This window comes from Undibacterium sp. GW821-FHT11B02, from assembly GCF_058808955.1.
Genome location: NZ_JBXASD010000006.1, coordinates 164,430 through 184,212 on the forward strand (window position 1 = coordinate 164,430; position 19,783 = coordinate 184,212).

Sequence of the window (19,783 nt, forward strand, 5' to 3'; positions counted from 1 at the left end):
TTTCTAAAATTTCGAGGTGAAGAAAATTGCCATTTTTTTTTAATTCGGTTATTTTCTTTAATCGACTTCCTGTTCGGAGATATAGACTTGTTCAAACTTCCCCCGGCCTCCTATGTAAAGTTATCTCCAATGTTGCAAGACATCGAGTTCAACTGCCTTTTTGCTAGGAGCGTTATAGAAGGCTTAGCGAATGGCGAAGTCTGGACGGACTGTGAAGTCGATCCAACACTGGTTCACATAGTTCATTCGTACGGAATGTCCTTGCTCCTGTTCCGCACAGAGAACCCTGATCTGGTTGTGCTCCGGAACCATATAAATTCCTGCCGCGACCGGTTGGAAGATATCTGGATGCAAGTGCACCCAAAACGATATGCAGCGTTAATTGATGTTAGCCTCGATGTAGAGCCAGCGGCGCCCAATAGCTCGGCCTCTGCCTTTCGGATTCAGCGTCACGCTCGCAGTAACTTCACATTCGTGCCAGAGCGATATGCGGAACTGGTTTCACGATACGAACTGCCGAGCCGGTTTCTCGTACGGCCAATGTCTGCAGATGACTTCGCACTTCCCAACATTTCCGTTTCGCCGCATCGGTTCTGGCCTGATGCTCGTAGCTTCTTGGCTCACGGTGGTGGTTATTGTATTACTGATCGCGGGCAAGTCGCTTCGCTCGCATTTACATCGTTTCGCCTAGGTAACCAATTAGAAATTGGAGTCGAGACGTACCCGGAATTTCGTGGCATGGGGCTCGCAAAGCATGCTGGGGCGGCCATGATTGATTATTGTCTCGCTGAGGGACTTCAACCGGTTTGGTCCTGCAGGAAACAAAACCTTGCTTCGTTCGCGCTCGCCCTAGCGCTTGGCTTCGAACCCAGTATTGAAGGGCCGTACTATTGCTTGCCAGGAACTCGCAAGCAATCCGGTACCGCCTAACAATTCGTTCAAGTCGAGCCCGCTCAGCAGGCTGGCTTTATTCAGGCGTTAGGCGTCACATGTCAGTCACATCCTAGCACTTGCCTAGGTGTGCCGATCTTCCAGGAACAAGTCATGCAAATAGCCATGGTCGCGGCTGGCTTTAGTGCCGGTGAAGCCGATGCCTTGCGGCGAGCCATGGCGGCCTGGAAGAAAAAAGGGAATCTGGAGCAGTTTGAACAAAAGCTCACTGAAGGAATGGCTGAGCGTGGTTATGCACCTGAATTTGCGGTAGGCATCATAGGACAGATACGCGGCTTCGCTGAATATGGATTCCCTGAGAGTCATGCGGCCAGTTTCGCCTTGCTCGCATATGCCAGCAGTTGGCTGAAATGCCATGAACCAGCCGCATTCCTATGCGCATTGTTGAACAGCTTCCCCATGGGATTCTATTCGAGATCAGCCTTGGTGCAGGATGGTAAACGTCATGGCCTCATCGTCAGACCTGCGGATGTGCGCATTAGCAACTGGGATGCCAGTCTGGAACCTATCGCGGATAAACAACCAGCAGTCAGGCTCGGCCTCAACAATATCAGTGGTCTCAAACAAGACGCTGCCTGGCGTATCGAGGAAGCAAGGGCAATTGCGCAGTTCACGAGCGTCAGTGACCTGTCAGGTAGAGCCAAACTGGATAGAAATGATATCCAGGCACTGGCCAAGGCAAATGCGCTGGAATCACTGGTAGGCAATCGTCGCCAGGCCATGTGGCAATCGGTCGTCAGCATTCCAGACAAAGGACTCTTGCGTGATGCCAGTGTACTTGAAGAAAATCTCGAACTGCCTGCGCCATCCGAAGGAGAAACGATTGTTGCGGATTACCAAAGCCTGGGCTTGACACTTGGACGACATCCTTTGGCATTGCTACGTGAACGACTGCGGAAAATGCGATTCTTGTGTTCAGACGTATTGCACGTCAGCGCAGACGGGATGCTGGCACGCGGATGTGGGATTGTGATTGTGCGACAACGGCCTCAGACTGCAAATGGTGTGGTGTTCCTGACGATTGAGGACGAGGCTGGGACCGTGAATGTGATCTGCTGGTAGAGCGTAGTTGAAGAGTTTCGCAGGGAGATTTATGGGGCTTCACTTATTGGGGTTTACGGGCGTTGGCAGAGTCAGAATAATGTGCAGCACCTGATTGCTATGAGGCTGGTGGATTTGTCTCACATGCTTGGTGAACTGGAGACAAAGAGCCGGGATTTTTGTTGAAAGGGCTGATGTTGCCTCTGTTAAATTTATCGATTTTGTGAAAATTTATTAAAAACACCAAACCAGCGTGATTTTAATGCTAGACCGTAGCATAATAAAAATGCATTTTAATTTTGCAATTAATGAGGACTGATAATTTATTGTTGGCAACTCTAATGCAATTTCGAAATCATGCAAACTAATTTACCAAATTACATATATTTCTTATATCTAAAAGACTGTAGAAAACTTTAGATTTTGGAAAAAATAAAATCAATATGGTTATCGGCACTCAAAAAATCGCCAAGTTCAATAACTGCTGATGAAGTTCTTTCATTAAAAACCGCAGGTGCTGTGATAGATGATATATTCGTCTAATGAACAGTATCATTAGATGGCAACTAAAGCTATGCGTAACAAGGCCTTGTGAGCTTCGTCTAATAATTCACCAGCTATAAGCGATGCTCACGTGAAGAATTTCAGCTTGCTCTATGGCGCAGACGGGCAAGTCCGACTGTCGCCTGCCTACGATATTGTCGCCTACGCTGCCTATATCGACGGTAAGGGTCATGCGCTCAAGTTCTATCCCGACCAAGCCGCACGAGCCGAATTGACTCCGGGGTTTTACGGCACTTGGCCAATATTTGGGAAATTCCGGAAACACGCCTGAAGGATGTCGTCGCCCAGACGGTAGATCAGGCCATGCGCTCTTGGCTGCCGATGATCCAGGGATCGATGCTGCTCGCCGGTCAGAAGGAGAGGTTGCTGGGGCATCTTGAAAAGAACCTCAGCGTCATCGCCTGGCGCAAGCGGAACGATCCAGAATCATAGGCAAATGTGAAGAATATTGCAATTTTCGACTCGAACATTGATAAAAGCGACCACAATAATATGGAGCGTTTTAATATCAAAAATGTTCACAGCTAATTAGTGCCAAAAACACTATTGCGTTAAAAAGTGGCGCGCAAATAAATTCGCGCCACTTTTCGCGCCAAATCAGTTACTGGCTATACTTATCTAGTCATTAACATAAACTAGAATCCGCGAAAAATCATCGAGGGCAACACATAAAAAGTAATTTCAAAATCAGAGACGCCTGTTTCATTTGCAATAATAAGAGGAAATCTCTCACCGGAAGCAAATACGAGATTGCGAATTTCAAAATTCCAAAGAGATGTCGCTTGTTTACATTTATGGAAGTTAGTAGATAAGCATGTACATTAGCAAATTTTTAATTGTAGTGTAAACAAAAAAAATCCCATTCCTCATAGAGAAATGGGCTCTTGTTTACAATGCTTAAAACCTATACGCTAAAACGGAATATCATCATCCATATCCGAGAAATTCGGTGCTGGGCGTGATGCTGGTGCCTGGCGTTGTTGTGGTGCTGCCTGTGGGCGTGGTGCTGGGGCGCCACCACCACCACCGTAACCTTCATCCATCGGTGCGCCGCCGCCCATGCCCTGGCGGCTGCCCAGCATTTGCATGCTGTCGGCTTTGATGTCGGTCGCGTATTTTTCTACGCCGTCTTTGTCGGTGTATTTACGGGTGCGCAGGCTGCCTTCTACATACACTTGCGAGCCTTTTTTCAGGTACTGGCCAGCGATTTCTGCCAGCTTGCCGAAAAAGGTGATGCGGTGCCATTCTGTCTGTTCTTTCTTTTCGCCGCTAGCCTTGTCTTTCCAGCTATCGGTGGTTGCCACGGTAATGCTGGTCATGGCGTCACCACTTGGCATATAACGTGTTTCGGGGTCGCGCCCCAGGTTGCCGACGATGATGACTTTATTCACGGATGCCATGTAGTTCTCCTATTTTTCCTGATTCAAATATATGTAAGGCACTGACCAGATCAACACAACCGACCTGGCCTATTAAGATTTAAGCCTGTACCGGCGCGGCAGCCTTGCTGCGTTTCGGTATATTCGGCATGTAGACAGCGATTATAAGCCAGGCTGCGGTCAACACTGCGCTAACTACAAAAACTGATGATGGGTTGACGCTTTGCTTGAGCCAGCCCCCGATTGCCCCGCCACAAAACAGGCCAATTGCCTGCAAGGTGTTGTACACGCCCAGCGCCGCGCCCTTGGCCGAAGGTGGCGCAATGCGTGACACCAGTGACGGCTGGCAGGCTTCCAGTATGTTAAAGGCAATAAAAAATGCAAACAGCAAGCCTACCAGCATGGCTGGGGATTGCAAGTATTGCCATAAACCAAGCTCCACCACCAGCAACAAAGAAATCGCTGCGACGAAGACCTGTTTCATCTTGCCAAATTTTTCACCGATAAAAATGGCAGGCAACATGGCAATGAAAGAGGCAAACATCACCGGCAGATACACTTTCCAGTGGGCGGTCACCGGCAAGTCGGCATATTGCACCAGGGCGGATGGCACGACGACAAACATCGCCATCTGTGTCATGTGCAGGGCAAACACGCCATAATTGAGGCGCATCAGCTCGCGGTTTTTAAGAATGACAGAAAAAGGTACGGGTGCATGGCGGATGGCAGGTGCATCTGGTGTCACAAATACCACAACGGCAATACCGATCAGTGCCAGCACGCCGGTCATGGCAAAAATACCACCCATACCTATGCGTTGATACAACAGTGGCGCAGCCACCAGCGAAAAAGCAAAGGTCAGGCCGATAGAGCCGCCAACCATGGCCATGGCCTTAGTGCGGTGTTCTTCCCGTGTGGAGTCAGCGATCAGGGCAGTAATCGCGGCAGAAATCGCGCCCGCACCCTGGATAGCCCGACCGATGATAACGCCAACCACCGTGCTTGCCGATGCGGCAACAAAAGCACCGATGGCAAACAACAGCAGGCCAATCACAATAATGCGCTTGCGCCCGAACTTGTCTGAGGCGATGCCAAACGGGATCTGCCCAAATGCCTGGCTCAGTCCATACATGCCCATGGCCAAGCCAACCAGGCTGGCGTTATCGCCATCCGGCAAGGTTTTGGCATGAATGGCAAAAACCGGCAAGATCAGGAACAGGCCCAGCATACGCAGGGCGAAAATGGATGCCAGCGAGGTACTGGCGCTGACCTCTTGCCGGCTCATGCCGGCAGGTTCCATTTCGTTCAGCGTAGAAGCATCTGAAGGTGTTGCAATAGTCATATTCAAAACCCGCCTAATGAGTAAGGACACGTTAACACCGGTTTCTGGATTGCCTGAAACAGGCGTCAACCCGCCCTAAGTTTGCGAAAAGCAAAGACGAGCCCACGGTAATTTTCAAAACCCGTTATAGTATCAGGTTGCACGCCTACTTCCTCCAAATTCGGCCCAAATTCAGCTCCAATACCATGACCACACGTACAAAAGCAGCAAAAGCGGCTAAACCCGCAGAAATCGATTTTGATGCCACTGATATTCAGTTGGCACAAAAGCGGGACTTGATACGCGTACGCGGTGCCCGCACGCACAACCTGAAAAATATCAGCCTTGACCTGCCGCGCAACAAGCTGGTGGTCATCACTGGTCTGTCGGGTTCGGGCAAGTCTTCACTGGCGTTTGATACGCTGTATGCCGAAGGCCAGCGCCGTTATGTAGAATCGCTGTCGGCCTATGCACGCCAGTTTTTGCAGTTGATGGAAAAGCCGGATGTGGATTTGATTGAAGGTCTGTCCCCTGCGATTTCCATCGAACAAAAAGCCACTTCACACAATCCGCGTTCCACCGTCGGTACTGTCACCGAAATTCATGATTACCTGCGTCTGTTGTATGCCCGCGTCGGTACGCCGTATTGCCCTGACCATCCAGAGAACCCGCTGGCAGCACAATCGGTATCGCAAATGGTGGATGCCGTGCTGGCCATGCCGGAAGATACCAAGCTGATGATACTGGCCCCCGTGGTTGCCAACCGCAAGGGTGAACACATGGATTTGTTTGAGCAGATGCAGGCTCAGGGTTTTGTGCGCTTTCGCGTGCAGAGCGGCACGCATGATGCCAAAATCTATGAAGTCGATAACCTGCCCAAGCTGAAGAAGACCGAGAAGCACACCATCGATGTCGTGGTAGACCGCGTCAAGGTCAAGGCGGATATCAAACAGCGCCTGGCAGAATCTTTCGAGACTTGCTTGCGTCTGGCAAATGGTCGTGCGCTGATTGTGGATATGGATAGCAATCATGAACAACTGTTCTCGAACAAGTTTGCCTGCCCTATCTGCGGTTATTCATTGCAAGAGCTGGAACCGCGTCTGTTCTCTTTCAATAACCCCATGGGTGCCTGCCCTGAATGTGATGGCCTGGGGCATATAGAATTTTTTGATCCAAAACGTATTGTCGCCTTCCCTAATCTGTCGCTGGCCAGTGGTGCCGTCAAGGGTTGGGACAGACGTAATCAGTTTTATTTCCAGATGCTGTCCAACCTGGCAGCATTCTATGAATTTGATATTGACACACCTTTTGAGCAATTGCCGGAATCGGCGCAGCAAATCATTTTGTATGGTTCTGGCAAGCAGCATATACCGTTCACCTATATCAATGAAAAAGGCCGTACCGTCATCAAGGAACATAGCTTTGAAGGCGTGGTCACCAACCTGCAACGCCGTTATCGCGAAACTGATTCCATGGCCGTCAAGGAAGAGCTGGCCAAGTTCATCAATGAAAAACAATGCCCATCCTGTGACGGTGCACGCCTGCGTATAGAGGCACGTTTCGTCAAGGTCGGCACTGGCAAGCAAGAGAAAGCAATTTACGACATTAGCGCCATGCCACTGCGTGAAACCCTGCATTTCTTTGAACACCTGAAACTGACCGGTGCCAAGCGCGACATCGCTGACCGTATCATCAAGGAAATCACGGCCCGTCTGACTTTTCTCAATAACGTTGGCCTGGATTACCTGTCGCTGGAACGCAGCGCCGATACCCTGTCTGGCGGCGAAGCCCAGCGCATACGCCTGGCTTCGCAAATCGGTTCTGGCCTGACTGGCGTCATGTATGTGCTGGATGAACCGTCTATCGGCTTGCATCAGCGCGACAATGACAGACTGATCGACACGCTCAAGCATTTGCGCGATATAGGCAACAGCGTGCTAGTGGTGGAGCATGATGAAGATGCCATACGCTGTGCCGACTTTGTGGTCGACATGGGCATAGGTGCAGGTGTACATGGTGGCGAAATTATTGCCCAGGGTACGCTGGAAGACATCATGAGTAACAAGCGTTCATTGACGGCACAATACCTGAGTGGCGCACTGGAAATTGCCGTTCCCAAAAAGCGTACGAAAGCTGACCCAGCCAAGCAATTGCTGATTGCCGGTGCGCGTGGCAATAACCTGAAAAAAGTCTCGATGAAATTGCCGGTGGGCTTGCTGACCTGCGTGACCGGCGTATCCGGTTCGGGCAAATCAACGCTGGTGAATGACACGCTGTACCACGTGGCTGCGCGCCATTTGTATGGTTCACAAACAGAACCGGCAGTGTTTGACCATGTCAGCGGTCTGGAGCATTTTGATAAAGTCATTTCTGTCGATCAGGCACCTATCGGTCGTACCCCGCGTTCCAATCCGGCTACCTATACCGGTTTGTTCACACCGATACGCGATTTGTTTGCGACTGTACCAACAGCAAAAGAGCGTGGCTACAGCGCTGGCCGTTTCTCATTCAATGTGAAGGGTGGTCGTTGCGAAGCCTGCCAGGGCGATGGCGTCATCAAGGTAGAGATGCATTTCTTACCCGACGTGTATGTGCCTTGCGATGTCTGCCACGGCAAACGCTATAACCGCGAAACCCTGGAAGTGCATTACAAGGGCAAGAACATCAATGAAGTACTGGGCATGACGGTTGAAGATGCGTTTGAATTCTTCAAGGTGGTACCTATCATTGCGCGTAAATTGCAAACCCTGCTGGATGTGGGTCTGGGATATATACGGCTGGGGCAAAGTGCCACCACGCTGTCGGGCGGTGAAGCTCAGCGTGTGAAGCTTTCGCTTGAATTGTCGAAGCGTGATACCGGCCGCACCCTGTACATTCTGGATGAACCTACCACGGGCCTGCATTTCCATGATATCGCCCTGCTGCTGAAGGTGATACACAAGCTGCGTGACCAGGGTAATACGCTGGTCATTATTGAACATAACCTGGATGTGATCAAAACGGCTGACTGGCTGATCGATCTTGGCCCTGAAGGTGGAGCTGGTGGCGGCAAAATTATTGCCACGGGTACACCGGAAGAAGTGGCAGCCAATCCGGACAGCGTCACTGGTAAGTATCTGCTGCCCTTGCTGAAAAAGTCGAAATAGTCATACTCCATCGTAGCTGAAAGGCCGTATTTCCTGAACGGGAAATGCGGTTTTTTACTATCTGTGGCAACTTGGTAACTGCAGCACCAAGTCCATATTTACAGGTGCGCGACAGCGCTTGGTTATAATAGAATTTAATCCGTCGCGGCATGCCGCAGCAAAACATAATAAAGAATCTGCCGCAACCATGAGCATACGTCTGATAGTTGGCCTGGGAAACCCCGGCCCCGAATATGAACAAACCCGCCATAATGCGGGCTTTTGGCTGGTCGACCAGTTGCCGGTCAGCCTGCAAAGGGACAAGAATTTTAATGCCCTGGTTGGCAAGACCCGTATCGCCAGTCACGAAGTCTGGTTGCTGGAACCGCAGACTTTCATGAACCGTTCTGGTCAATCGGTGGGTGCCATCTGCCGCTTTTACAAAATCACGCCAGACCAGGTGCTGGTGGTGCATGATGAGCTGGATATGTTGCCTGGTGTCGCCAAACTTAAACAAGGTGGTTCGTCCGGCGGGCACAATGGGCTCAAGGATATTACCGCCGCACTGGGTACCCAGGATTACTGGCGTTTGCGCATAGGCATAGGCCACCCGCGCAGCCTGAACCTGCAACAGGGCGTTGCTGACTTTGTACTGCACCGCCCGCGCAAGGAAGAACAAAGCCTGATTGAAGAAGCGATTGCAAAGAGCCTTGATGTATTACCCATGCTGGTTGAAGGAAAATTCCCTGAAGCGATGATGCAACTACACACCACAAAATGAAGTCAGCCATCCAAATTCATGCAGGCCGCAAAGCCTTTGACCATCTTAGTCAGTATGGTTTACGGGCGCAGGATGTGGCTATCATTCCCGCTGCGGCTGGTGGCCCCAAGGGCTTGATACTGCAAGCGCTGGATCAATGGATTTTTGGAGAATGGTTACCAACCGCCCCGCGTGAACGTACGCTGATAGGCGCATCTATCGGTGCCTGGCGCATGGCAGCGGCAAGCCAGTCTGACCCGGTGGCTGCCTTTGCCCGTCTGGGTGATTTGTATTGTGAGCAGCGTTACCCGGAAAAACCGACGGCACAATACGTCACCCGCGAAATACAACAATTGCTGCACGCCTTTATCGGCGGCCATGAATCAGACATCGTGCATCAGCCACTGCACAGGCTGCATCTGCTGGCAGGACGTGGTCGCGGCTTGCTGAATGCACCCAAATCCCGGCACAAGGCCAAGGCTGGCTTTGTGGCGGCCAGCTTTGCCAATCTGGCTTCACGCTCACGGCTTGCCAAGCATATGGACCGCGTGGTGGTGGGTGACATGCGTGATCCGCTGTTTTGGTTAAAGGCCCGCTTTGACAGTTTTGATACCCATTTCTGCCAGCTGACAGAAGACAATCTGGCCCCTGCCCTGCTGGCATCCGGCACGCTGCCGCTGATCATGGAGCCGGTGATAAATATACCGCACGCACCTGCCGGCAGTTATTGGGATGGCGGCATTATCGATTACCATTTGGCATTGCCGTATTCACGCGTGGCTGGTGACAAGGATGGCGGCCTGGTGTTGTACCCGCATTTCACTGACCATATTGTGCCAGGTTGGCTGGACAAACCCCTGCCATGGCGGCGCGCCGGTCTGGGCAGGAACCGCGAATGGCTGGACAATGTGCTGATGATCGCGCCGTCACCGGCATTTTTGCGAACCCTGTCACGCAGCAAACTGCCTGACCGCAAAGACTTTTTTTACTACGGCACAGACCACGATTTCCGCATACTGAACTGGAAACTGGCGATTTCAGAAAGCAGTCGCATACGTGATGACTTTGCTGCATTTGTAGACAAGCCGGATATGAGCCAGGTCATACCGCTGAATTTTTAATTTCTACGTCAAGGCGGATGGTGGCAACACCAGCGCAGTGTTCTGCCGTTGCTTTGCCACGTAGGCAATCAGCTCAGGAAAGAATTCCAGAAAGCCTGCTGACAGAGCAACATGATGGGTTTCCAGATCAGCTATACCTTCGCGCAAGAGATGACCGTTCTTTGACAATCTTTGCGACACCCGACGCAAGGCAAAATCAACACCGGCAAAGTCCCGGTAAGAACCCAGCCAGTCCTGGCTGACCATGTACGGTAATGCGCGTTGCAACTTATCTGGCAAGATACTTTCATGCGCCTGCAAGGCTATGTAAAAGCGGGTGATCAGATCTTGCATGGGTGCGTCAGAATACCGTGACCAATGCTGGCTCAGCACATGGTCATAAAATACGTCCAGCAAGATACCGGCATAGCGCCGGTGCTGTGGCTGGAATAGCCGGCGGGCATCCAGTACCAGCGGGTGGCTGTCGGTATAGCTGTCTATCTTGCGGTGCAGGATGATATCGGTCTGTATCGGCAGCGCATAAAGCGCGGTATCACTGGCTTTGACGAAATCCCCCAGCAAGGCACCAAGCATGGCTTGGTCGCTTTGTTGCGCCAGGAAGATGTGAGCGAGATAGTTCATAGGGTCAGCCAGAGTTTACCCCGCTTTGGGTAAAGCTGCCGAAGAGGCTGGCAGCAGTTTCACCTTACGTCCCTTCGACATTGGTCCGCGCAGCATCATCCTCTTCCGTCTTGCCTGACAAGGGAATATGCCTGCCACGCTGCTGCAGGGCTTGCCGTAGTAAATATTCAACCTGCGCATTGGCGCTGCGCAGTTCCTGGGCGGCCATGCGTTCGATCTCGCTCCACAACACGGGATCAATACGCAGGGGGAAGGATTTTTTTCCGGGGCTGGCCATTATCTGCCGTTCAGACGCGGTGTCAGGTAACTGAGAAGACGTTGCGGGTCTTGCGTACCGAGGAGTATGGTCTTGCCATTACGCAGGCTCAGACGTATCGCTTGCTTGCCATGGGCGTTGTACAGCATGCCCTGCCTGGTTCTGCGTATGCCCCAACCGTCCAGAAAGCTGGTATTGGTTGGGCCCGCCACCTGGATGTCTGCCAGTGCGACCTTCCACACTGGCCAACCAAGCCAGCCAAAACGCCAGGATAGATGAGTAGCATCTACCCGTATTGTCAGACTACCCAGCACCATTAACACCAGCAGGTTAACCAGCAACACAATGAATGGTGCCCATACAGGACGAGGACCATCCGCATGCATATGCATCCACAGATTAACCAAGCCCATCAACGGCAGGAATATCCATAAAAACTTGAATAACTGCCTTTCCACATAAATAGGGTGTTGCATATGCTTAGTCCATTAGCTGTTAATTGTACAAAGTGCCAGTGTTGATGACAGGCTGGGTCTCCTTGTCGGAACACAGCACCACCAGCAAATTGCTGACCATGGCCGCTTTTCTTTCATCGTCCAGTTCACATATTTTGCGCTCGGACAGACCTTGCAATGCGGCTTCCACCATGCTGACTGCACCATGTACAATTTTCTTACGGGCGCTGATGATGGCTTCTGCCTGTTGGCGACGCAACATCACCTGGGCAATTTCTGCGGCATAAGCCAGATGGGTGAGTTTGGCATCTTCCACATCGATACCGGCAGCCGTAAAACGCTTATGCAATTCGTCACGCATGGCACCGGCAACCACGTCCATACCTGCACGCAGGGTAGTCTCACCTTCGGCAAGATCTTCGCCATCGTCATAGGCATATTGCGTCGCCAGATGGCGTATTGCCGCTTCAGCCTGGATGTTGACGAAGCGTTCAAAATCATCGACATTGTAAATTGCCAGGGCCGTATCCTGCACGCGCCAGATAATGGCAGCACCGATTTCGACGGGGTTACCACGTTTGTCATTCACTTTCAAAGGCGCTGTGTTCAGAGTGCGGGCGCGCAGGCTGAGTTTGCGTTTGGAATAAAAAGGATTCACCCACCGCAGACCTTCGCTGCGGTCTGTGCCCTTGTACTGTCCAAACAGCGACAATAAGGCTGCTTCATTCGGTTGCAGCATATACAGACCGGTAAGAATGAAAATCCCAAGCACGACAACCGCCAATCGCAACAATACCCCCGGTACACTGGGGTCGCCGCCAGCACTCACCAGTCCAATAAAGCTGTAGGCACCGCCTGCCACCAAGAGCAGGCCGACAATGATCATGAAATAACCGTCTAGCGATGGGCGGGAACGCTCTTGTATTAATTTTTTACCAGTCGCTGACACTGAGGTAGTACTCATACTTTCTCCTGATAGATGGCACTTTGAAATCAAAGTGATATCACTTTAGGATGTAAGCATACGAATGTCAAGGACATTCACCAATCCCGGCACGACCACAGTGACCGCTTGCAAATAACAAAAAGGCCACTCGTTGCGGGTGGTCTTATGAGAAGAGAGAGGAATTCAGGATAGGGGAAACAAGGTCTTCACACGATTGCCTGCAAGCTGCTGGCTGGCCAGCAAGACAGACGTGTTCGTTTGCAAGTTATTCGATTCTGGCAATTGCTCAGGGGGAGCCTTGCCTTCTTCAAGCGGCTTCTGGCGGGTACCGGCAAAATACAAGAGCACACCCAGCATGGCAGCGGCGATCAAGACCCAGAACATGATATCGCTCTGAAAATGCACCAACAGGTAACCGCACACGAAGGGATTGAGAGCAGCACCAAACATGGCAAGACTTTGCGCACCATAGTAACTGCCGCGCTTGTCTGCAGGAGCGATCATATCAATGAACATGTACTCGCAAGGAATTACGATGACCTCCCCTATCGTGAAAGCCAGCGTCGCCACGACCCAGCTCAGGGAACTGCTGGCATGCATAAAGCCCAACAAGCCGACGACATACAACATGGCCCCCAAACTCACCCAGCGAAACAGGTATTTCTGCTGCATGAGTCTGCCTATCGGGTATTGCAAGAGCACTACCGTTACTGCATTGGTAATGAGGATAAACGGTAGTAGCTGTGCTGTCGCTTGTGTGCCCTTGCTGACGATCAGGTATTGCGACAAATAGCCCGAGACAAACCGGCCAAACACAAAGGACGTCAGGACGCTACCCAGGGTGAACAGTATGAGGCGACGATCACTTTTCAAAACGCCCATGGTTGCCTTGAAACCGGCAGCAACAGGTTTGACTTCTGTCGTCGCTTTGGATACCGCAGATTGCCTTCCCAGTACCTGTGATGCCATTAAGGAAAAGCCCGCAGCCAGCCATAGAGGCCCGGATACCTTGATCGCAAACAGCCAGGCACCCAACAAAGGGCCTGTCGCAAAGGCCATATTGATGAGCATATAGTTAAGCGAAAACGCCTTTGGTCTTTGCTCAGGCGGTAACAAATCAGCCAGCATGGCTTTCAGCGAAATACTGCGCAAGCTTAATGCCGATTCAATACAAATCAGGGCAAGCGTGGCAGTATAGGCATTCGGCACTATCGTCAGTGCAGCGGTACTGAGAGCGACCACGATACCAGCCACTTTCATCAGAGAATTTTTGCTAAATCTGTCTGCCAGATAACCCGCATAGAGGCTAAACAAGGTAGAAAAAAATATGCTGCCACCCAACACCCAACCTATGATTTGCTGGTTTATTCCAAGATGTTCGTTCAAGTACAGTGCCATGAAAGGCAGCGCAACAGCACGCCCCATGACAAAGACGAAGGAGCTGAATAATAGCCGTATCACGGTGGTGGGTAAGCGAAACATCGTTTTCCTTTTTCTGCAAATTCAAAAACAGGGACTTGCTGCCGTTTGACAGTATGGGAAAAAAAGCAGAAAAGAAAAATGGATATAATTCAGGAATATTTTTCCTCTTTTATGGAATAGCAGTCGAAACCAACTACCCGTTATGAGACTACTCGACCAATACCGTAAGCTGTATGCTTTTTTGCAGCATCATGAGCAACAACCAGGTCTGCCTGCCCTGGCGGTAGCCATGCATTGCAGCGAACGCAATATGCGCAATCTGCTGGCAAAAATGCAGCACCAAGGCTGGTTGAACTGGGAGGCAAGGCGAGGACGTGGCAATTATTCGCAACTGCAACTGCTGCAAACGCCAGATAGTCTGGCGCTGGATCATTTGTCGCAATTTCTGGCACATGGCGACCTGGAGCAGGCTTTTGCCAGCCTTGACGATAACCAGCGCTTGCAACTGGCAATGCGTCTGCCTGATTATCTGGGCATGCCGGACAGTGCCTGCCGCAGCTTGCGCATGCCGCTATTCCGCAAGGTTGAAAGCCTGGACCCATTGAAAGTCCATGGGCGGCTGGAAGCACATCTGGTCCGGCAGATTTTTTCACGCCTCACGACCTTTGATCATGAGCAACAGGCCTTGCGCCAGGCGATTGCCCATCATTGGGAAAGCGAGAAAAATGGCAGCATCTGGCATTTCTGGCTGCGCCCAGGTTTAAGCTTCCACGACGGTACTGAATTAGGCGTTGAAGATGTCAAAGCCAGTTTTTTACGCCTGCGTGATGAATCTGCGATTTACCAGCGTTTATACCGGCACATGCAACGCATCGATACTGGTCCCAGTCGACGCGTCAGCTTTTATCTGGATCATCCTGATCAACTTTGGCCGCACTGTCTGGCCACTGCCAACTCATCCATCGTGCCAAGGCGACGTGCAGCCGACTTTGAACGCTGTCCTGTCGGCAGTGGTGCTTTTCGCGTGACACGCAATAATACCTACCAACTGACCTTGCAGGCTTTCAAGGACTATTTCCGTGAACGCCCCTTGCTGGATGAAATCGACTTGTGGATGTTGCCGCCACCGTCCGGTCCATCGGGGTTTGATTTACAGTTTGGTTACGCTAACGAAGATTGCACAAAAAAACAAACCATCGCCGGTGCAGAATCGGGCTGCACCTATATCATCTGTAATCCATCGCGCAGTTTTTTCAAAACGGCGGAACAAAGACTGGCGCTGGCAGACTGGCTGGCGCCTGAAGTGCTGTTTGACCCAGATGAGCGCAGCAGGAAGGCTGCATCCGGTTTGCTGGCCATCTGGAAACACCGTGTCGCAAAAAAGCCCAAATGCAGCAGCTTCAAAGTTGGCTGCAAATTACGTATGGTCAGTGGTCAAACCCAGGAAATGTTGAGTCTCGCAGCATCCATCAAACAAAGACTGGAAGCAGGTGGTGTCAACGTCATCTGGACTAGCCTGCCGTTTGATCAATTGCTGGCACGTGACTGGATGAAAGATGCCGACCTGGTAGTCACGCGTGAAGTCATGCATGATGATCTGGACTTTGGTTGTTATGAATGGTTTGCCGCCGACAGTGTATTCCGCCGCTGGATGCCGGACTCTGCCCTGAAACCAATCGACATTGATCTGATGAAAATCAAGACACTGCCAGATAGCAAACGCCGCATGCTGGCTTATGCGCGGATAGGAAAACGCCTGGTGCAGGAAGCTTGGTTGATCCCCATTTCACACGAAAACCAGCAAATCAGCATCGCGCCACATGTGGCCGGTGTCAGGATGACGCCGTTTGGTTTTGTATCGTTTGACGAAATGTGGTTAAGACATTAAAGCACATAAAAAAACACCACGATCACAAGCGAAGGACCGTGGTGCCGTGCTGAAAAAAATACTGAAGAAAGTGTCGAAGAATCCGTGCAACAATCTTCAGAGACAACTCAACTGTTTACTGGCTTATAAATGTATTGACGCTGCCTGGATCAATATACGCGGTAGCCAGCCCACTTGAAACCGTATATTGACCAGCATATTCATTATTGTAGCTGGACGATGTTCTGTATTTCACAAACGAAGCAGCGCTTCCTGCACTCAATTGCAGCTTCACTTGTCTTTGCGAAGTACCGTTATTGATCGCCACCACCACTATTTTCCCACTGCTATCTTTGTACGCGGTGACGAACACATCAGCGTAAGGTTTTTCAGTTGCTGCAATACGTGTATATCCGGGACGAACATATTTTGCGTATTGCGACATGACATAGCCACGCTTGCTGACGTTGCCGTCTTCGGTAATCAGGCCGTAAGAGCGGCGGATATACCACCACACATAAGCACTGTAGTTAGCGACCATGCTGTTATGTAATTCCAATGCGGCAGGCATGGCCTTGGTCCAGTCATTCGCGTCAGAATTGTCAGTGTAATGCTCTGTCATCCACAGCTCTTTTCCTTTGCTGCGTGCGAGTGGATAATCACTGGGGCTGACGCCGTAAAGGTGACCAGCAACAATGTCAAACTGCGGCGCTGCATTTGCGTCATTGAGAATAGGGTCGGCCAGCGTTTTACTAAAATTCAAGGATTCCGGGGTCATGACTTTCAGCGAGCCAAATCGTGATCCTTGCGCCGCCAGGAAATTAATGAACTCTGTAGAATTCCATTGGCAGCCCTCATATGTGGGGTCCCAATCTGGTTCATTTTGAACAGAAATTCCGTATAAGGCCGCGTTACTCGATTCCATATAGGATGCAAAATTGAGCAGGTGGGTCGCATAATCAGGATAGTAAGTCGGTGATAGCCTGCCCGAAATGAGACTATTGTTGGTCTTCATATAGGCTGGTGGTGACCAGGGCGTCGCAAACAAGGTCACACCTTTGGCCTTGGCCAACTGTGCAGTTGGCACCTGCCTTTGCCAGTTGCTGTTTGAAGGGTCTATCCGCATGCGCATGATCGACAGACCGATCTGCCCGGTGCCCGTACCAAAGGCACTGTCAACTTGTGCGCTGGTTAAATCGTCTATCCACCCTGCGCCATTGAATCCACCAAATCCACGCATGGTTTGATAGGCGGTATTGGGATTGATAGCTACGGTTTGAGCAACAGCGTTGGCGCTGAACAAGATCAAGAACAAGTTCGCCAGAAAGCTCAAACAAGTTCTTTTTATTGATAAAAACGTATTCATAAGAAGTCTCCATATTAAGTTTATATTGATATAACACTTTTAATACAGGTAGTTTTCCCCTCAAAATCAGAGTGAAACTACGGCTTCCCATTCCAGTGACGGCCAGATTATTTTTTCCAGCTCAAAATACTGAATTTATCCAAACTCCGCGGATATTAACTTAATAAGAGTCATAGTACAACTTGCATGTTTATTAATTTAAGCGAGGTAAAAACCGGACGTAAAGCGGAAAATTTCCTTTATACGGTAAGATGCTGGTCCGCATTCCTATTCAATTCAGCTGTCCCGCATGAAAACCCGTATCCGTACTGAAGTCGCCTCTCTCTGGAATATCGCCTGGCCTGTCTTGATAGGCCAGCTTGCGACCGTGGGCATGGGTGTGGCGGATGTGGCCATGACTGGTCATCTGAGCGCAAATGACCTGGCTTCGGTTTCATTGGGTGCCAATGTCTGGGCCATCATACTGGTCACTGTCATGGGTACCATGCTGGCAGTCAACACCGTGATTGCACACGAAGTCGGCGCAGAAAATCATGAACGTGTACCGCATATGGTGCGCCAGTCTTTGTGGTTGGGTCTGGGCTTAGGCCTGATTGCCTGCCTGTTGCTGAATATTTCGACGCTGATTTTCAATTACCTGCAACTGGACGACGCTATCAATGCCAAGGCATCGCAGTTCGTGCACGTTATCAGTATCGGCATGCCTGCCTTAGCCATGTACCGCGCGTTGTACGGTTACACAACAAGTCTGAACCAGACCAAGCCAGTGATGATGATTGCGCTGGGTGGCCTGTGTTTCAATATCGCTGTCAACTGGCTGTTCATTTATGGTCACCTGGGCTTCCCGAAACTGGGGTCCACTGGCTGTGCACTGGCGACCGGTGTCGGCCTGTGGCTGATGCTGGGTACGATGATTTTATGGATGCGTCGCTCAGAGGTGTATCACAGCACGTTTCCTTTCACCCATTTTGAAGCCCCCAACTGGACAGAGATACGTTCCACCCTGCGCTTGGGTCTGCCGATAGGCATCACCTATTTTGCCGAGGTATCTGCCTTTGGTGCGGTCGGCCTGCTGATCGCACGCTTTGGTGTGGTACCGGTTTCTGCCAACCAGATCGCCCTGAATTTTTCTTCCCTGGTCTTCATGGTACCAATGAGTCTGGGCATAGCCCTGACCACCCGCGTCGGTCAAACGCTGGGTGAAGGTGACGCTATGCGGGCACGCTTTGTTTCCTGGGTAGGTTTCGCCCTGTCCATGAGCTTTGCAGTGTTGTCGGCGCTGGGCATCATGTTGATGCGTGACCAGATTGCTGCAGCCTATACCTCTGACCTGGCGGTGCAGGCACTAGCGTCAGAACTGCTGTTGTATGCGGCGATTTTCCAGTTATCGGATGCCGCGCAAGTAACCGCTTCCTGCGCCATACGCGGCTATAAGGTGACACGCACTCCCATGCTGATACACCTGATGGCTTTCTACGGCTTTGCATTGCCAATAGGTTGCCTGCTGGGACTGGCACCAGCATGGGCTCCATGGCACCCACAACAGGCGATGGAAGCCCGCGGCTTCTGGATAGGGTTGGTACTGGGCCTGACCATTGCCGGCATCTTGTTAACCATGTTCCTGCAACGTCTGAGCACCAGGCGTATCAAACACACCAGGCAAACTGCCTGAACCAACATTCAAGCCCCAAGGTAACTCAGCTCAATTGCTGATACATGCTGGTAATACCATCCATGGTGCTCAGGATTCTTTCACTGGTCGTGGCCACATTGATGGCATATTGATGCGCATTTTTTGCGTCTGCAATCTGACGCAATGCATCATCAAAAAACATCCATTGCTGTTGTGCCAGTGCCAGTTCGTCCTTAATGCGCTGGGTATTGGAAGATGAAGCTTGCAAGATCGCCATACCGGCAACAAAGTCCTTGCGTGCCGCCTCCAGCTTGGCCATCACATCCGGTGGCGCCACACCCCATTGCTGGGCCAGGTAAAACTTGGCCATTCTTTGCGACAACATACGCTGGCGACCAGATACGTTCACCAATTGACCCATCGCTGTACCGGAAAATGCTTCCAACTGTACAGTGGCCTTGTTCGCGAGGCTGAGCACTTCTTCATTGAGCACCATGATGACTTTAGCGTCCTGCTGATTCGGCGCTTTTTCCAGCAATACTTTTTTATACAACAGCCAGTTTTTTTCCACTTCTGCCAGCATGTGCCGGTTGTCAGGGGTGGGCGCGAAGGTTTTCAACTCACCCAATTGCCGCTCAAAACTGGTCAGGGATGTATCGAGTATCTTTTTTGACTGTTCTACTTCTATACCCAACCCAAGTTGCAAATACGCCTTGGCCATACGCTGTGACAACATGCGCTGCTTGCCAGACTTATTAATTGCCTCGTTCAGATTGATGACCTGGGCAATGGCATAAGTAATGACCGCCAGATTACCCACAGCCAACACACTTTTACCTATAAATCCACGTCTGTCCATATTGTTGCTCCTGTACATTTGTTGGTTTCATATAGCTTAGAGCAAATTTCATACCTGTTTTCTTGATAAAAATCGCATCAAAATATGGCGGACGAG

The 19,783-nt window shown here is 50.9% G+C and carries 18 protein-coding genes and 1 pseudogene; 9 read left to right on the top strand and 10 right to left on the bottom strand.

Going from position 1 to position 19,783, the window contains the following annotated elements:
* Positions 1-348: 348 nt before the first annotated feature.
* Both AC1RVX_RS14235 and AC1RVX_RS14240 read left to right on the top strand, forming a co-directional pair.
* Positions 349-930: a GNAT family N-acetyltransferase gene (locus tag AC1RVX_RS14235; RefSeq protein ID WP_493217541.1), complete on the top strand. Its 582-nt coding sequence runs from the start codon at positions 349-351 to the stop codon at positions 928-930.
* 84 nt (positions 931-1,014) lie between these two features.
* A pseudogene (locus AC1RVX_RS14240) lies at positions 1,015-2,178 on the top strand (helix-hairpin-helix domain-containing protein); the annotation flags it as partial.
* A gap of 424 nt (positions 2,179-2,602) precedes the next feature.
* On the opposite strand, the gene AC1RVX_RS14245 reads toward AC1RVX_RS14240, so the two are convergent.
* Positions 2,603-2,728 (bottom strand): hypothetical protein, encoded by a 126-nt coding sequence (locus tag AC1RVX_RS14245; protein ID WP_493217549.1) that lies wholly within the window; start codon positions 2,726-2,728, stop codon positions 2,603-2,605.
* Here AC1RVX_RS14245 and AC1RVX_RS14250 point away from each other — a divergent pair.
* Positions 2,672-2,827: a hypothetical protein gene (locus AC1RVX_RS14250; protein ID WP_493217542.1), complete on the top strand. Its 156-nt coding sequence runs from the start codon at positions 2,672-2,674 to the stop codon at positions 2,825-2,827. The two genes, AC1RVX_RS14245 and AC1RVX_RS14250, sit on opposite strands and share 57 nt — an antisense overlap.
* Positions 2,791-2,988, top strand: coding sequence for a hypothetical protein (locus AC1RVX_RS14255; protein WP_493217550.1), 198 nt, complete (start codon positions 2,791-2,793; stop codon positions 2,986-2,988). The genes AC1RVX_RS14250 and AC1RVX_RS14255 overlap by 37 nt, the downstream gene beginning before the upstream one ends.
* Positions 2,989-3,467: 479 nt before the next feature.
* Here AC1RVX_RS14255 and ssb read toward each other — a convergent pair whose 3' ends face one another.
* Positions 3,468-3,956, bottom strand: coding sequence for a single-stranded DNA-binding protein (ssb, locus tag AC1RVX_RS14260; RefSeq protein WP_493217251.1), 489 nt, complete (start codon positions 3,954-3,956; stop codon positions 3,468-3,470).
* A gap of 79 nt (positions 3,957-4,035) precedes the next feature.
* Entirely contained in the window at positions 4,036-5,220 is a 1,185-nt protein-coding gene (locus AC1RVX_RS14265) for an MFS transporter (RefSeq protein ID WP_493217543.1), read from the bottom strand.
* 242 nt (positions 5,221-5,462) lie between these two features.
* Here AC1RVX_RS14265 and uvrA point away from each other — a divergent pair, with 242 nt between their 5' ends.
* The 3 genes from uvrA (at position 5,463) to AC1RVX_RS14280 (ending at position 10,262) form a co-directional block, all read left to right on the top strand.
* A complete protein-coding gene (gene uvrA / locus AC1RVX_RS14270; RefSeq protein WP_493217252.1) occupies positions 5,463-8,402 on the top strand; it encodes an excinuclease ABC subunit UvrA in 2,940 nt (979 codons plus the stop codon).
* A gap of 187 nt (positions 8,403-8,589) precedes the next feature.
* Entirely contained in the window at positions 8,590-9,162 is a 573-nt protein-coding gene (pth, locus tag AC1RVX_RS14275) for an aminoacyl-tRNA hydrolase (protein WP_493217253.1), read from the top strand.
* Positions 9,159-10,262, top strand: a complete 1,104-nt coding sequence (locus AC1RVX_RS14280; protein WP_493217254.1) for a patatin-like phospholipase family protein — start codon at positions 9,159-9,161, stop codon at positions 10,260-10,262. The genes pth and AC1RVX_RS14280 overlap by 4 nt, the downstream gene beginning before the upstream one ends.
* Before the next feature lie 3 nt (positions 10,263-10,265).
* On the opposite strand, the gene AC1RVX_RS14285 is transcribed toward AC1RVX_RS14280, so the two are convergent.
* The 5 genes from AC1RVX_RS14285 to AC1RVX_RS14305 form a co-directional block, all read right to left on the bottom strand.
* Complete coding sequence (locus AC1RVX_RS14285; RefSeq protein ID WP_493217255.1) at positions 10,266-10,883, bottom strand: acyl carrier protein phosphodiesterase; 618 nt, start codon at positions 10,881-10,883, stop codon at positions 10,266-10,268.
* A gap of 64 nt (positions 10,884-10,947) precedes the next feature.
* A complete protein-coding gene (locus tag AC1RVX_RS14290; RefSeq protein WP_493217256.1) occupies positions 10,948-11,160 on the bottom strand; it encodes a type II toxin-antitoxin system antitoxin in 213 nt (70 codons plus the stop codon).
* Positions 11,160-11,615 (bottom strand): hypothetical protein, encoded by a 456-nt coding sequence (locus tag AC1RVX_RS14295; protein ID WP_493217257.1) that lies wholly within the window; start codon positions 11,613-11,615, stop codon positions 11,160-11,162. Before AC1RVX_RS14295 ends, AC1RVX_RS14290 begins: the two co-directional genes overlap by 1 nt.
* Positions 11,616-11,634: 19 nt before the next feature.
* Entirely contained in the window at positions 11,635-12,558 is a 924-nt protein-coding gene (locus AC1RVX_RS14300; protein WP_493217258.1) for an SPFH domain-containing protein, read from the bottom strand.
* 165 nt (positions 12,559-12,723) lie between these two features.
* Positions 12,724-14,022, bottom strand: a complete 1,299-nt coding sequence (locus AC1RVX_RS14305) for an MFS transporter (protein WP_493217259.1) — start codon at positions 14,020-14,022, stop codon at positions 12,724-12,726.
* Between the two features lie 142 nt (positions 14,023-14,164).
* Here AC1RVX_RS14305 and AC1RVX_RS14310 point away from each other — a divergent pair, with 142 nt between their 5' ends.
* Positions 14,165-15,850, top strand: coding sequence for an SgrR family transcriptional regulator (locus AC1RVX_RS14310; protein ID WP_493217260.1), 1,686 nt, complete (start codon positions 14,165-14,167; stop codon positions 15,848-15,850).
* A gap of 115 nt (positions 15,851-15,965) precedes the next feature.
* Here AC1RVX_RS14310 and AC1RVX_RS14315 read toward each other — a convergent pair whose 3' ends face one another.
* Entirely contained in the window at positions 15,966-17,195 is a 1,230-nt protein-coding gene (locus AC1RVX_RS14315; RefSeq protein WP_493217261.1) for a glycoside hydrolase family 30 protein, read from the bottom strand.
* A 289-nt stretch (positions 17,196-17,484) separates the two neighbouring features.
* Here AC1RVX_RS14315 and AC1RVX_RS14320 point away from each other — a divergent pair, with 289 nt between their 5' ends.
* Positions 17,485-18,867: an MATE family efflux transporter gene (locus AC1RVX_RS14320; protein WP_493217262.1), complete on the top strand. Its 1,383-nt coding sequence runs from the start codon at positions 17,485-17,487 to the stop codon at positions 18,865-18,867.
* 25 nt (positions 18,868-18,892) lie between these two features.
* Here AC1RVX_RS14320 and AC1RVX_RS14325 read toward each other — a convergent pair whose 3' ends face one another.
* The gene (locus tag AC1RVX_RS14325) at positions 18,893-19,687 is read right to left on the bottom strand and encodes a type IV pili methyl-accepting chemotaxis transducer N-terminal domain-containing protein (protein WP_493217263.1); all 795 of its coding nucleotides are present in this window, start codon (positions 19,685-19,687) and stop codon (positions 18,893-18,895) included.
* Positions 19,688-19,783: the final 96 nt, after the last annotated feature.